This window comes from Marinobacter excellens LAMA 842, from assembly GCF_001574445.1.
GTDB classification, from domain to species: Bacteria; Pseudomonadota; Gammaproteobacteria; order Pseudomonadales; family Oleiphilaceae; genus Marinobacter; species Marinobacter shengliensis.
Map to the genome: position 1 here is coordinate 61,640 of NZ_LOCO01000010.1, position 14,450 is coordinate 76,089.

Annotated in this window: 11 protein-coding genes; 1 reads left to right on the forward strand and 10 read right to left on the reverse strand. The window is 57.8% G+C overall.

Annotated elements, in window-relative coordinates; genetic code table 11:
• Positions 1-33: 33 nt before the first annotated feature.
• Together rlmD and cysM are read right to left on the reverse strand one after the other, a co-directional pair.
• Positions 34-1,377, reverse strand: coding sequence for a 23S rRNA (uracil(1939)-C(5))-methyltransferase RlmD (gene rlmD / locus J122_RS10535; RefSeq protein WP_061332271.1), 1,344 nt, complete (start codon positions 1,375-1,377; stop codon positions 34-36).
• A 41-nt stretch (positions 1,378-1,418) separates the two neighbouring features.
• The gene (cysM, locus tag J122_RS10540; RefSeq protein ID WP_058091714.1) at positions 1,419-2,312 is read right to left on the reverse strand and encodes a cysteine synthase CysM; all 894 of its coding nucleotides are present in this window, start codon (positions 2,310-2,312) and stop codon (positions 1,419-1,421) included.
• Positions 2,313-2,538: 226 nt separating this feature from the next.
• On the opposite strand from cysM, the gene J122_RS10545 reads away from it, so the two are divergent.
• Positions 2,539-5,409 carry an ATP-binding protein gene (locus J122_RS10545; protein ID WP_061332272.1) on the forward strand — a complete coding sequence of 957 codons (2,871 nt, stop codon included), beginning with the start codon at positions 2,539-2,541 and terminating at the stop codon, positions 5,407-5,409.
• Positions 5,410-5,416: 7 nt separating this feature from the next.
• Here the strand turns inward: J122_RS10545 and pdxJ are convergent, their stop codons facing one another.
• The 8 genes from pdxJ to J122_RS10585 all read right to left on the reverse strand — a co-directional run bounded on the left by pdxJ (position 5,417) and on the right by J122_RS10585 (position 14,347).
• Positions 5,417-6,151, reverse strand: a complete 735-nt coding sequence (pdxJ, locus tag J122_RS10550) for a pyridoxine 5'-phosphate synthase (protein ID WP_061332273.1) — start codon at positions 6,149-6,151, stop codon at positions 5,417-5,419.
• Complete coding sequence (gene recO, locus J122_RS10555) at positions 6,148-6,888, reverse strand: DNA repair protein RecO (protein ID WP_061332274.1); 741 nt, start codon at positions 6,886-6,888, stop codon at positions 6,148-6,150. The genes pdxJ and recO overlap by 4 nt, the downstream gene beginning before the upstream one ends.
• Before the next feature lie 7 nt (positions 6,889-6,895).
• Positions 6,896-7,813: a GTPase Era gene (era, locus tag J122_RS10560; RefSeq protein ID WP_061332275.1), complete on the reverse strand. Its 918-nt coding sequence runs from the start codon at positions 7,811-7,813 to the stop codon at positions 6,896-6,898.
• Entirely contained in the window at positions 7,813-8,502 is a 690-nt protein-coding gene (gene rnc, locus J122_RS10565; RefSeq protein ID WP_061332276.1) for a ribonuclease III, read from the reverse strand. Before rnc ends, era begins: the two co-directional genes overlap by 1 nt.
• Positions 8,499-8,885 carry a DUF4845 domain-containing protein gene (locus J122_RS10570; protein WP_061332333.1) on the reverse strand — a complete coding sequence of 129 codons (387 nt, stop codon included), beginning with the start codon at positions 8,883-8,885 and terminating at the stop codon, positions 8,499-8,501. The genes rnc and J122_RS10570 overlap by 4 nt, the downstream gene beginning before the upstream one ends.
• 25 nt (positions 8,886-8,910) lie before the next feature.
• Positions 8,911-9,699 (reverse strand): signal peptidase I, encoded by a 789-nt coding sequence (gene lepB / locus J122_RS10575; RefSeq protein ID WP_061332277.1) that lies wholly within the window; start codon positions 9,697-9,699, stop codon positions 8,911-8,913.
• A 15-nt stretch (positions 9,700-9,714) separates the two neighbouring features.
• Positions 9,715-11,517 carry a translation elongation factor 4 gene (gene lepA, locus J122_RS10580; protein ID WP_061332334.1) on the reverse strand — a complete coding sequence of 601 codons (1,803 nt, stop codon included), beginning with the start codon at positions 11,515-11,517 and terminating at the stop codon, positions 9,715-9,717.
• Positions 11,518-11,620: 103 nt separating this feature from the next.
• Positions 11,621-14,347: an EAL domain-containing protein gene (locus J122_RS10585; RefSeq protein WP_061332278.1), complete on the reverse strand. Its 2,727-nt coding sequence runs from the start codon at positions 14,345-14,347 to the stop codon at positions 11,621-11,623.
• Positions 14,348-14,450: the final 103 nt, after the last annotated feature.

The window sequence follows — 14,450 nt, forward strand, 5'->3', positions numbered from 1 at the left end:
CCCGGCATCTGACTGTCGACTGATCAGTCAGAGTCATTCACGCTCAAAAAGAGCAATGGATTCGACATGGGTGGTGTGGGGGAACATATCCATCACACCTGCGCGCACCAGGCGATAACCGTTGCGCACCATGACGCCGGCATCTCTTGCCAGAGTGGCCGGATTACACGAAACATAGACAATTCTGCTGGCCCCGAACGCCGTGAGGTACTTGCAGATGTCTTCCGCGCCGGACCGGGGCGGGTCAATCAGAATCTTGTCGAAACCCTCTTTGGCCCAGCTTTGCCCGGTAAAGTCACCGTGCAGATCGGCTCCGAAGAACTCCACATTATCCAGACCATTGAGCTGTGCGTTCTCGCGGCCACGCACAACCATGGCATCATCGCCTTCGACGCCAACCACCTGGCCACCTTTGCGGGCCAACGGCAGGGTAAAGTTACCCAGGCCACAGAACAGATCCAATACCCGCTCGCCGGGCTGAACATCCAGCCACTCCACGGCTCGATGAACCATATTCTGATTGATACCGGCATTGACCTGTGTGAAGTCCATCGGATGGTACTTCATGGTCAGATCAAACTCGTCCAGGCTGTAGCTCAGGCGCTCACCATCACGACCGGACGATTCCGGCCAGATGCGGTGCACCGTATCCGGGCCCTTGGGCTGCAGATAGATATGCAAGTCATGGGCCTGACCAAAGGCAATCAGTTTTTCCCGATCTTCGGGAACCAGTTCGTCCATATTACGGAACACCATGGCCGCCACATCATCACCACAGGCCACTTCTACCTGGGCAATCCGGTCGAAAGCCACCATGCCATGCAGCAGTTCCCGCAGGGGCTTGATGCGATCACCAATGCGCGGGTCCAGCACTACACAACGGTCAATATCCGTCAGGAAACTGTTACGCTTTTCCCGGAATCCTACCAGCACCGACTCCCGGGCCTTCACATAGCGCACGCCCAGGCGGGCTTTGCGACGATAGCCAAGGGTAGCGGGTGAGCGCATGGGTTCAACCCACTCCTGGGGTTCGATGCCTCCAAAATGGGCAAAATGCTCCCTCAGCGTGTCTTCCTTGAACCGAATCTGAGCATCGGCGCTCATGTGCTGGAGGCTGCAGCCACCACAAAGGTCAGCAAAATCACAGGGCGGTTGCTGGCGGTCTGGAGCCGCTTCCAGAACCTCCAGGGTACGCAGTTCATCAAACTTGCTGCGGGTGCTGACCATCTTTGCCATCACCGTTTCACCCGGCAGAGCGCCGTCCACAAACTGGACTTTACCTTCGGCCCGGGCAATGCCCCGGCCGTCGTGGCCAAGGGTCTCAATTTCACAACGCACCGGTTCCTGGGGCAGAACCTTGCGGCGACGCTTACTCATAGGGGTTAATCTCTCTTGTGTAGCCGGCTTGGATGACCGGTTCAGGCGCCGGGAAAAACACCGGTAGACAGGTATCGGTCTCCGCGGTCACAGATAATGGCCACGATCACCGCGTTTTCAACCTCACGGGACAATTTGAGGGCAGCGGCAATGGAGCCACCGGACGACACGCCACAGAAAATGCCTTCTTTGGCGGCCAGCGCCCTCATGGTGTCTTCTGCTTCTTTCTGGCCAATGTCCAGAACCTGGTCTACCCGGGCAGCGTCGTAAATCGACGGCAAATAGGCCTCGGGCCAGCGGCGGATACCGGGGATGGATGCACCATCTTCCGGCTGCAACCCAATAATCTGAATATCGGGATTTCGCTCTTTCAGATAACGGGACACGCCCATAATGGTCCCGGTGGTCCCCATGGAGCTGACAAAGTGAGTCACCTTGCCCTGGGTCTGCTCCCAGATTTCCGGGCCGGTGGTGCGGTAATGGGCCAGTGGGTTATCCGGGTTGCTGAACTGGTCCAGCACCTTGCCCTTGCCTTCAGATTCCATCCGCGCAGCCAGGTCCCGTGCCCCTTCCATGCCCTCTTCCTTGCTGACGGTCACGATCTCCGCTCCGTATGCCCGCATGGAAGCGCGGCGCTCCTCACTCATGTGCGCCGGCATGATAAGAACCATCCGGTAACCTTTGATTGCCGCAGCCATCGCCAGGGCGATGCCAGTGTTACCGGACGTCGCTTCAATCAGGGTATCGCCTGGCTTAATTTCTCCACGGCGTTCGGCTTCCTGAATCATGCTGATGGCAGGCCGGTCCTTCACCGACCCGGCCGGGTTATTGCCTTCCAGCTTGGCCAGAATGACATTGGAGGTTTCCCCCGGCAGACGCTGCAATCGAACCAGAGGGGTATGCCCTACATAATCTTCAATGGTCGGGAAAATCATAGCGAAACCCTGTGATACACTTTTGGGTTCGAATCATACGCTTTATGGCCGCATTGTCCCAATACAGCTTGTCGCTATATCCATGACCCGCGGCTATAACTGTTTGTTCCCGGAACCTTTACCACAGTTTTCGGGAATCAGATCAACTATGCTCATAACACAGGGAAGTGCCGGTTCCGGGTAAGATCGGCCCGGCCAGGCTCAGGAAACTAGCAGGAACATATCTATGCGGCGCTGGGGCATTCGCAAAAAAGTATTGGTGGTAACGCTGGTTCCCACCTTGTTGACCACTTTGTTACTGGGGCTGTTTTTCACCTACAGCTGGGTCAACAACATCGAGAACCTGTTGAGGGATCGGGGTGAATCCCTGTCCCGCCAGCTTGCTGCCGGCTCCGAGTATGGCCTGTTCACCGCCAACCGCAGCCTGCTGAGCAGCTTGTCCAACGCCCTGCTGGAAGAGCAGGACGTTCGCTCGATCACCTTCTTCTCGCCAGACGGCCGCCGCTTGCTCCACACCGGTCCGGGCGGCGCCGATGCCATCGACGAATCCTCCCTGAAGCCGGACCTGGCGGTAAAGATTACCCGGGACAGCAGCACCCGGTTTGTCACTCCGGTTTATCTGCAGGACCTGATGATCGAGACCATGCTCGACCCGGATGTCCGGCAGTCGGCCACCCGGTTACAGGAACCCCTGGGCTGGGTTGCGGTGGAGATGTCCCATGTCCGCACCGAAAAGGAAACCTACAAGGCGCTACTGATTTCCCTGCTACTGGTGATTGGCGGGGTACTGCTCAGCATGGCCATTGCCCTGCGTCTGAGCCGTGCCTTCACCGATCCGGTGTTCCAGCTCAATGAAGCCGTAGCCCGGCTCAAGGAAGGTAAGCTGGATACCCGGGTGTACACCAGTGCCGGCCCCGAATTCGAGCAACTGGAATCCGGCCTGAATGACATGGCCTCCGAGCTCAGCAAGGCCCAGGCGGAAATGCAGCAGAACATCGACCAGGCCACAGAGGACCTCCGGGAAACCCTGGAAACCATTGAAATTCAGAATATCGAACTGGATTTCGCCCGCAAGGAAGCCCTGGAAGCCAGCCGGATCAAGTCCGAATTCCTGGCCAATATGTCCCACGAAATCCGCACGCCCCTGAATGGCATCATCGGCTTTACCGAATTGCTGCTGAAAAGCCCCCTGCCCCGCCAGCAACGGGACCACCTGAACACCATCCGGAAATCGTCCGAGATTCTGCTGACGATCATTAACGACATCCTGGATTTTTCCAAGATCGAGGCCGGAAAGCTGATTCTTGACCGGGTACCGTTCCAGCTAAGGGATATCGTGGAAGAGGTGATGGTGATGCTGGCACCGGCAGCCCATGCCAAGAACCTGGACCTGGTGCCACTGGTCTATAACGATGTACCGGACAACGTCATGGGTGACCCGCTGCGGGTGAAGCAGGTCATCACCAACCTGGTCAATAACGCCATCAAATTCACCCAGACCGGTGAAGTGGTGCTGCGGGCCAGCCTGGAAGACGAAACACCCGACAGCAATCGGGTAACCCTGCGCCTGAGCATCACGGACTCCGGCGTGGGCCTGTCCCGGGCCCAGCAACAATCGTTGTTTAACGCCTTCAGCCAGGCTGACGCCTCAACCGCCAGGCAGTATGGCGGCACCGGGCTGGGACTGGCCATTTCCAAGCGGCTGGTGGAAGAGATGGGCGGCAAAATTGGCCTGGAAAGCGAACTCGGCAAAGGCTCTACCTTCTGGTTTACCCTCACCCCGGAACTGTCTGCCGCTGCCGACACCAGCGCGCCAAAAGACGCCCTGCGCGGCGAGCGGATAATCTACCTCGAACAGCAGAAAACCACCGGGCTCGCGGTCGAACACCTGTTACGGGACTGGGGCGTGGCGGTACAACGGGTGTCCTCGCCAGCCGCCCTGGTGGAACACGTGGAGGAAGCCCAACGGAAGCAGGAAGGCTACGCCGCCGCCATTATCGGCATTACCCGCCACCTGCTGAACTCCAGCCAGTACTGCAACATGGTGCGTTCGCTAGAAGTGGAGCGGGACTGCCGGACACTGCTGCTGACCCCCACCCTGGAAACCCACGACACGCCGCTGTCCGGGCTGTCCAGCGGACACCTTACCAAACCGGTGTGCCGGGATGCCTTCTACGACGAACTGTTGCTGTTGATCCACGGCATCCAGGCCAGCAACCGGGGAGCAGGAGAAGTGTCCCTGCCACTGAGAAGCAGCGGCCCTTCGAGAGTTCCGCGTGTACTGGCCGTGGACGACAATGACGCCAACCTGAAACTGGTGATGACCCTGCTGCAGGACTGCCGGCTTGAAGCAGAGGGCGCCTCAAGCGGATTCGAGGCGCTGACCAAGGCCCGGCAGAAGCCCTTTGACCTGGTGTTCATGGACCTGCAAATGCCGGGCATGGATGGTGTGGAAACCACGGCACGAATCCGGGATCTGGATACCGGCTCTCACCATACCCCGATCATCGCCCTGACCGCCCATGCCCTGGCCGATGAACAGGAAAGACTGACCCAGCAGGGCTTCGACGGTTACATGCCAAAACCGATCAGCAGCACTCAGCTGGTCCAGTTGATTCGCGAATACACGGGTTATGACTGCAAGAGCAGCAACGACAGTTTCAAAATCTCGGAAGTCCGGGATACCCGCCGCACCCTGCGGCCATCAAACCGTCGCATGCAGCAGGATTGCGTCAGTGTAGATGAAAGCATTCAACTGGCCGCTGGCAAGGCCGACCTGGCGGAAGAACTGTTCAGCATGTTGCTGGAACAACTGCACACCGACATCGAGCGTGTAACCGAACTCTGGAACAACAATGACACCGACGAGCTGCTTGAATGCGTACACAAGCTCCACGGCGCAACCCGTTACTGCGGCGTACCGGAGCTGAGAACCGCCGCCAACCGTTTTGAAACCGCACTGAAGTGCCAGGCCCCGGATATGGAGTTACAGAAGGACCAGCTATTGGCAGCCATGGACCGACTGCAGATCTGGAGTGAACAAACCGACTGGCAGCAGCTGTTCAGAGAGCAGCAGCGCCAACCGGAGACCACCTGAGGCCAGCTTAGGGGCGGGCGCGCTCAAGAATGGCGCGCATCTCCCGAACCGCCTCTTTCAGACCAGTGAACACTGCCCTGGCAACAATGGCATGGCCGATGTTCAACTCGTTAATGCCCGGAATCGCCGCCACCCGCTCGGTGTTGTGATAATGCAGGCCGTGGCCAGCGTTCACAATCAACCCTTTCTTTCGGGCATAGGCCACGGCATCGGCCAGCTGTTTGAACGCTTTTTCCCGAACAGCCGGGTCCTGCGCTTCGGCGTATTCGCCGGTGTGCAGCTCGACAACCGGCGCACCACAGCGCACAGCGGCGTCTATCTGCACCGGATCCGGGTCAATGAACAGTGATACTTCGGCCCCGATCTTTGCCAGCCGGTCGCAGGCCTTGGCCACACGCTCTTCCTGACCGTCGACATCCAGCCCACCCTCGGTGGTCAATTCTTCGCGCTTCTCCGGCACCAGGCAGACACACTCCGGCCGAACCTGTTCGGCAAAGGCCAGCATGGCATCGGTTACCGCCATTTCCAGGTTCATCTTGGTTTGCAGGACTTCTCGCAGCAGCAGTACATCTCGATCCTGGATGTGCCGGCGGTCTTCCCGGGGGTGAATGGTAATACCATCGGCCCCCGCTTCCTCGGCCACCAGTGCCGCCTGAACCGGGTCCGGATAGCGGGTGCCGCGAGCCTGGCGCAATGTGGCCACGTGGTCAATATTCACACCGAGCAACACTCTGGAATTCATGGGGTTCTCCCTGATGATGAAACGGAATGGCTGAACAGATTGCGGCTGTGTAATGGTTTACCCTGCAACAGATAGTCCACCAGAACACGCATGACCCGCTTGGCAGTCCTGCGCGGTAACTCACCGGTAAAGTCGCCGTCGGCCAGGGCCAGCAAAGCTTCGCCCGGAATCTGCTGCAATCGAACCCCGGTGGCAGCGGCAGACACAATGCCCTGCACCGGATCATAACCGTAGTAACCACCGGCCACCACTGGCAAGCCGGTATCAGTGGCTTCATCCCAGGCGAAGTCATACCCGAGGGCCCCGGCAAACGCCCGTTCAAAGTGCCGCAATATTGGCTCTACATCGGTTTTGGCCGCCAGTGCCGCGAGAGCCTGCAGGCTTTCTATGTAACTGGCAAACAGGGTGGGATGAGGGTCTGCCACTGGCAGAATGCGCTGAAGCAGTTCATTGATGTAGAGGCCGCTGTACAGGGCACGGGTTTGCGAAAGCAGCGGCGCCGACCGAACCTCAAGCTGCACCAGTGTTTTCAGATCGCTTTTTCCGGTCCAGTCCACCATTAACGGCTGGAACGGCTGCAACTGGGCCTTGAGGGGGCTTTTGGCACTGTTGGCGCCGCGCGCCACCAGACTCATTCGGCCGTGATTCAGAGTAAACAGATCCACCAGCAAGGCGGTTTCCCGCCAGGGGCGCCGGTGAATCACATAAGCGGGCTCCTGCTGCACCGCTCCCTTCATAGCGACCTCAGAAATCGCTCATGCCAAGGCTTTTCAATGCCCGGTCGCTGTCGGCCCAGCCGCGCTTTACCTTCACCCACAAACGTAACATGACCTTGGTGCCAAACATGCGTTCCATATCCACTCGGGCTTCCTGGCCAATGCGGCGCAGGCGCTCGCCCTTGTCACCGATAATGATTTTCTTCTGGCCTTCCCGTTCCACCAGAATCAGGGCCGAGATATGCAGGGTTTTCCCCTCGTGCTTGAACTCTTCGATCTCTACTGCCACGGAATAAGGCAATTCAGCCCCGAGTTGGCGGGTAATTTTCTCCCGCACCATCTCCGACGCCATAAAGCGCTCGCTGCGATCCGTAATCTGATCGTCCGGGTAGAAGTGCACACTCTGGGGCAGAAAACGTCCCACAGCTTCCTCCAGTGGCTGGAGGTTGGTTTCTTTCAACGCAGACAAAGGGATAATTTCGGCAAATTCCCGTTTTTTGGACAGTGCCTCAAGGTGCGGCAGCAGTTTGTCCCGGTTCTCAACCTTGTCCACCTTGTTAACTGCAAGGATAACCGGGCATTTCAACCGCGACAATTTCTCCAGCACCATGTCATCGGCAGTGGTCCACGCCAGCTGGTCCACCACGAACACCACCACGTCCACGTCGATCAGGGCAGACGACGCCGCTTTGTTCATGTAACGGTTCAGCGCGCGGGGCTCGTCTTCGTGCATACCGGGGGTATCCACATAGATGGCCTGCACCGGTCCGTCTGTCTTGATACCCAGCACCTGATGTCGGGTGGTCTGGGGTTTGCGGGAGGTAATACTCAGTTTCTGGCCCAGGATATGGTTCAGAAGCGTGGATTTTCCCACGTTCGGCCGGCCAACAATGGCGACAAAACCACAACGGCTGTCCGGATCTTCCGGGCGGGTAATATCATTCATCAGGAGTTCTCCACGCCCAGTTGCTTTAGGGCATTGCGGGCAGCCTGCTGTTCAGCAATTCTCCGACTGCTACCGGTGCCGCTGGTCTTTCGATCCAGTGACGGTAAGGCACAGGAGACGTGGAACGTCTGCTCATGGGCTTCACCGTCGACGGAGATCACTTCGTAACGAGGCAGCGGGAACTGCCGGGATTGCAGGTATTCCTGCAACCGGGTTTTCGGATCTTTCTGGGTGTCCTGAATGTCCAGATTGGCCAGGCGATGCTCGAACCAGCGCAGCACCTGCTCACGGCAGGTATGAAAATCGCTGTCCAGGTAAATAGCACCGATGATGGACTCCACCGCATCCGCCAGAATCGACTCGCGCCGGTAGCCACCACTCTTGAGCTCACCAGAGCCCAGCCGGAGATACTGGCCCAACTGGAATTCGCGACCGATCTCGGCGAGGGTCACGCCTTTGACCATCCGCGCCCGGAGCCGGCTCAACTGGCCCTCCCGGGCTTTCTCGAAGTGCAGGTACAAGTGCTCTGCAATCACCATATTAACGATGGAATCCCCAAGGAACTCCAGGCGTTCATTATTCTGGTTCCCGTAACTTCTGTGGGTCAGGGCCAGCAGCAACCGCTCGGGTTCCTTGAAGGTGTATCCGATACGACGCTGCAACTGATCCAGATCTGGTTGTGAACTCACTGTCCCTTTAACTCATACTCGTGCTGGAAATGAACGATGGTGTCCACGTTTCCGAATAGATGATTGCGAACCTCGTAGTCCACCTTAATGACCACGAACTCACCATTTTTCTCAACGCTGATCTGCTTGGCGTCGAAGCCCCTGACGTTATTGACGCTCAGGCGCCGGTTAATCAGGCTACGCACCTCAGCCGGCCCCATGCGCGACAACCCCTCGGTGCCATCGAGACCTTCCAGTGCCTCCTGAATGGTGAAATCGTCCAGGTAGGCAGGGCCGATTTTCAGCCCCAGGGCCAGCAGGCTGCCAAAAAACATCGCCACAATCAGCATGGTTAGAGCGCTGCCGCCCTGCTGCTGCAATCCGACGGGATTATTCTTTTTCATCATGTTTGTCTCCGGCACAACGGGGTTAGTCAATGCTACCCACTCGATCAAAAGATGGCAGACTTGTCAGCGATTTCCAGTGCATCCAGATGGCGAAGGCCTTCCCGACCACAAGCTCATCAGGCACAGTGCCCCAGAACCGGCTGTCGTTACTGTTGTCCCGGTTGTCCCCCATGACAAAGTAGTGGCCATCAGGCACCAGCCATTCACCTTCCCCGTTGCCTGCAACCCGGCCCAGGGTCAGATACACATCGTGCTCAACGCCGCCCACTTCCTCACGCCAGCGCTCCATTGGCGGAAGACGGGCCACAAACTCCCTGGCCACTGGTTCATCATTGATAAACAGCTGTTTATCGCGATAGCGCACCCGGTCACCCGGCAAACCAATCACTCGTTTGATGTAATTGGTGGCGCCATCCTCCGGATAACGGAACACCATGACATCACCACGCTCGGGATCACCCATCGACACCACCTTGGTGCCGGCCACTGGCAACCGAAGCCCGTAGGCGTACTTGTTTACCAGGATAAAATCACCAACTTCGAGGGTCGGCAGCATCGAACCGGAGGGAATCTGAAAGGGTTCTACCAGAAACGAACGAAGCACCAGAACGATGGCCAGTACCGGGAAGAACGATCGGCTCAGGTCGACCAACCAGGGTTCACTGGTCTCGGCAGTTTCATCGGACGCGGCACCGCCAACGTCCGGACCAGCTGCCTGCCGCCGTTTGCTGAAAAACACTTTATCCGCCAGCCAGATCAATCCAGTCGCGAAGGTCAGAACCACCAGTACCAGCGGAAAATCAATATCCATCCGGGAGCCTTAGTTTTAGTTATCCACTTTCAATACAGCAAGAAACGCTTCCTGAGGCACCTCGACATTGCCCAGCTGCTTCATACGTTTTTTACCTTCTTTCTGCTTCTGAAGCAGTTTCTTCTTCCGGCTGACGTCACCACCGTAACACTTGGCGGTAACGTTCTTGCGCAATGCCTTGACCGTAACCCGTGACACCACCTGGGTTCCGATCGCCGCCTGGATGGCGATATCAAACATCTGCCTGGGAATCAGCTCTTTCATCTTCTCGATCAGCTGGCGCCCCTTACGGTGCGCCAGATCCCGATGAACGATCAATGCCAGGGCGTCGACCCGCTCACCGTTAATCAACACGTCCAGGCGAACCAGATTGGCCTGCTGGAACCGCACGAAGTGGTAATCCAGCGAGGCAAAACCACGGCTGGCAGACTTGATCCGATCGAAGAAATCCATCACCACTTCCGCCATCGGCAACTCGTAGGTGAGCTGAACCTGGGTGGACATGAAGTGCATGTTCTTCTGAACACCCCGCTTCTCTTCACACAGGGCAATAACGTTACCCAGGTGTTCCTGAGGCACCAGGATATTCGCCTCCACGATGGGCTCACGCATTTCCTCGATGGAGCCAATATCCGGTAGCCGCGAGGGGTTGTCCACCGACAGGGTCTCACCCTGCTTGGTAATGACTTCATAGATTACCGTGGGCGCCGTGGTAATCAGATCGATATCGTACTCACGCTCCAGCCGCTCCTGGATAATTTCCATGTGCAGCATGCCCAGGAAACCACAGCGGAACCCGAAACCAAGGGCGTCAGAATTCTCTGGCTCAAAAAACAGGGAGGCGTCGTTCAGCGTCAGCTTTTCCAGGGCATCCCGGAAGTCGTCATAATCGTCAGCGCTGACCGGGAACAGGCCCGCATAAACCTGTGGCTGAACCTTCTTGAAGCCCGGCAACATCGGAGTTTCGTCGGCGAACTTCTGATGCACGATGGTGTCGCCCACCGGTGCACCGTGAATATCCTTGATACCCGCCACCACAAAGCCTACGTCACCGGCTTCCAGAACATCAGTGTCGGTGGGTTTCGGATTAAAGATACCCACCTTGTCGGCATTCCACGCTTTCTTGGTGGATTTGATGACAATCTTGTCGCCTTTGCGCAGAACGCCCTCGGTCACCCGAACCAGGGATACCACGCCCAGATAGTTATCGAACCAGGAATCAATGATCAGCGCCTGCAGAGGCGCACTGCGGTCACCCTTCGGTGGCGGAATCTTCCGGATCAGATCCTCAAGTACATCTTCCACGCCCAGGCCGCTTTTGGCACTGCAGCGCACCGCATCGGCGGCTTCGATGCCGATGATGTCCTCAATTTCCGCCGCCACCCGTTCCGGCTCTGCCTGGGGCAGGTCCATCTTGTTCAGAACAGGCACCACTTCAAGGCCCTGCTCAATGGCGGTATAGCAATTGGCCACCGACTGGGCTTCCACACCCTGGCCGGCATCTACCACCAGAAGCGCACCCTCACAGGCGTAGAGGGACCGGGATACCTCATAGGAAAAATCCACGTGGCCAGGGGTGTCGATGAAATTCAGCTTGTAGGTTTCACCATCTTTGGCGGTGTAGTTGAGCGTTACGCTCTGGGCCTTGATGGTAATACCCCGTTCCCGCTCCAGATCCATGGAGTCAAGCACCTGTTCGGCCATTTCGCGGTCGGTCAGGCCACCGCATATCTGGATAAAACGATCCGCCAGTGTGGATTTACCGTGGTCAATGTGGGCAATAATGGAAAAGTTACGGATTCGGCTCAGTTCAGTCACAGACAATGATTACTCATATAAGACGTAGGGTTGAGCCCGGAATGGCCGCTACCGGGTCCGGGAACGGCGTGATTTTACCGGTTACCGGCCGCTATTGCCATGATCAGGAAATAAGCGGCTTCTCGTACTGCCGGATCAGGAACCCGATCAACGCGTCTTCGTCCAGCGGGTAGCTGAACAGATTACCCTGACACTGGGCGCACCCGGCGGATTTCAGGAAACTCAGCTGCTGCAGGGTTTCCACGCCCTCGGCTACCACGGTCAGGTGCAGTTTCTTCGCCAGCGCGATCACGGCAGACGCCACATCGGTAGCACTGACGTTATAGGGAATGTCCCGGATAAACCGATGATCAATCTTGATGACGTCCAGCGGGAGCTGCTGTAACGCGACCAGCGAGCATGAACCGGTCCCGAAGTCATCCAGGATCAGGCAAACCCCGAGATCATTCAGCGACACCAGCAGTTCACGCAGCATGCGAGGGTCTTCGTTCAACAACTCTGCCGGCATCTCCAGCTCCAGACGCTCCGGCGACACGCCGGTTTCCGTAATGACCTGACGAATCATGTCCAGGAAACCGGAATCGGTCAGCTGTCGCACCGACAGGTTCACTGCCATCTTCAGGGATTCGAAGCCGGCCCGTTCCAGGGCCTGCACCTGAATACACGCTTGCCGCAGGGCCAGCTCGCCCAGCCGGACAATCAGGCCGGTCTCTTCCGCCAGGTTGATAAACTGCTGCGCCGAAACCAGTCCCTTTTCCGGGTGGTGCCAACGCAGGAAAGCTTCAACGCCAATCACCCGCTGGCTGACGAGATCAATCTTTGGCTGGTAATGCAGAACAAACCGGTCGCCATCCAGGGCCGTGGCCAGCTCTTCCTGCTGCAACAGGCGCCGGGCGGCCTTGATATTCATGGCAGGAGTGAAGAACTGATAGGTATTGCGACCCAGCTCCTTGGCCCGGTACATGGCCAGATCGGCATACTTCATCAGAGTACCGGCATCCTCGCTATCATGCGGAATCATGGTGATGCCGATACTCACGGTAATGCCTACTTCGTGGTCGTTCAGGCGTATTCGCTGGCACAGGCGGCGGAGTATGGACTCTGCCACCTTGCCGGCGGCGTCCGGCCCGCTGATCTGGGACAACAGCACCACAAATTCGTCGCCTCCCAGGCGGGCCACTGAGTCTTCCTCACGCACACAGCCTTCCAGCCACAGCGCCACCTGTTTCAGCAGCTCATCCCCGGCGTCGTGCCCCAGGGTGTCGTTAATGCGCTTGAAACCATCGAGATCCAGGAACATCAGGGCCGCGGGTTCACCACTGCGGCGACTCCGGCGTACCACGTGGTTCAGACGGTCCCGGAACAACTGACGGTTTGCCAGCCCGGTGAGCGGATCGTAGAACGCCAGTCGATGCAACTCGGATTGGGCAGCCTTGAGCTGGGTCAGGTCCCGCAGGCTCAGCACCACGCCGTTAACACCAGGCACAGACAACATGGCGGTGTAGGTGCCTTCCATGTCACGCCACTGGCCCTCAGAATCCCGGATACGAGCCCGCACGACCGGCATCTGTTTGCCCGGCGCACGCATGGATTCCTCAAAACCGCGCTGCAGCAGGGGCAGGTCGTCCGGATGCACCTGGGCTTCCAACTGCATGGAATGGACCTTGTCGGGGTCGAAGCCCAGGATGTCCCGACTGGACGGGCTGGCATAAAGCGGCTCACCACGGCGATCCATCACCAGCGTGACGTTGGCAGCTCCTTCGGTAATGGCCCGGTAACGGCCAGCGCTGATCTGGGCGATCAGCCGGGAACGAATCAGCGCCAGCACAAACAGGCATAACAAAGCACTGATGGCCAACCCGGACCCCAGCACAATCGGTGGGCGAGGGTCTGCCGCCAGAAAGTCGAAGGCAGGTGTTGAACGGGTCTGCAACAGCCAGTCCCGGCCGCCGTGGGAGATAGTCTGGCTCATTTCAAAGCTGAATTCGTTATCCAGCGACCCCAGGTTGGAGCCATACATCAGGGTGTCCCGGGCCACCACACCGCTGTCGTAGATCCGCACGTCAAGAAAGGGAGAGATAAGGCCAACAATGCCATCAATCAGGTTATTCATCCGGAAGGCACTGAACACATAACCAGACAGCATCATTCGCCGTTCTGCGCGAATGTCCGGGATTTCTCCGCCCTGATATACCGGGTAGTACATCAGAAAGCCGGCCTGGTCTTCCGCCAACGATTCCTGAACCAGAACCACCTTCCCCGTCACGGTTGGCACAGCATCGTCCCGGGCCTTTTCCATTGCTACCCGGTGGATGGGATCACTGAAGGCATCATAACCCAGCGCCCTGCCGTTGCGATCTGTGCCCGGTTCCAGGTACACCATGGGGTAATAAAACGGGCCTGTGCCGAGCGGCTTGACCAGATAATTGTAGACACCTTCGGCCCGCACCGAAGCGATGTGATCTGCCATGTCCCGAACACCAATCCGTTGCACATACCCGATACCCTGAATACCCGGGTAGTAACGGTCGATATCGACTTTCTCGACATACTCCCGCCACTGCTCCCTGGTGACTTCCCCGGCGACCGAGAACAAACCGGAACTGCCTGCCAGCACCTGCTCATAATTGAGTAACCGTTCTTCGATGGCGCTTTTCAACTGCAGGGACTGGGTTCGAAAGTGGGCCTCGGTGCGGTCTTCCACAAGGCGGATTGACACCTGCCATAGAAGCAGGGTGGCGGCTACGGCAACAAAGAACACAAGCCAGGCAATCCAAGCATGGCGTAATTGCAGAAGCTGTCGGAGGGGAAGTTCCTTGCTGGTTATCATCGTTTTCGGTCCGTTCCATGACCCCATTTATTATCAGTTCGGGCGATTATAGCAAAAGCCCCCGGGCCTGTCGTCAAAGACACCGGGGGCTTGCGAAACGCCT

Bases quoted from the DNA above. Each gene is read 5' to 3' on its own strand.
- J122_RS10585 (WP_061332278.1), bottom strand. From the start codon at position 14,347: ATGATAACCAGCAAGGAACTTCCCCTCCGACAGCTTCTGCAATTACGC.
- J122_RS10570 (WP_061332333.1), bottom strand. From the start codon at position 8,885: ATGAAAAAGAATAATCCCGTCGGATTGCAGCAGCAGGGCGGCAGCGCT.
- rlmD (WP_061332271.1), bottom strand. From the start codon at position 1,377: ATGAGTAAGCGTCGCCGCAAGGTTCTGCCCCAGGAACCGGTGCGTTGT.
- lepB (WP_061332277.1), bottom strand. From the start codon at position 9,699: ATGGATATTGATTTTCCGCTGGTACTGGTGGTTCTGACCTTCGCGACT.
- cysM (WP_058091714.1), bottom strand. From the start codon at position 2,312: ATGATTTTCCCGACCATTGAAGATTATGTAGGGCATACCCCTCTGGTT.
- pdxJ (WP_061332273.1), bottom strand. From the start codon at position 6,151: ATGAATTCCAGAGTGTTGCTCGGTGTGAATATTGACCACGTGGCCACA.
- J122_RS10545 (WP_061332272.1), top strand. From the start codon at position 2,539: ATGCGGCGCTGGGGCATTCGCAAAAAAGTATTGGTGGTAACGCTGGTT.
- recO (WP_061332274.1), bottom strand. From the start codon at position 6,888: ATGAAGGGAGCGGTGCAGCAGGAGCCCGCTTATGTGATTCACCGGCGC.
- era (WP_061332275.1), bottom strand. From the start codon at position 7,813: ATGAATGATATTACCCGCCCGGAAGATCCGGACAGCCGTTGTGGTTTT.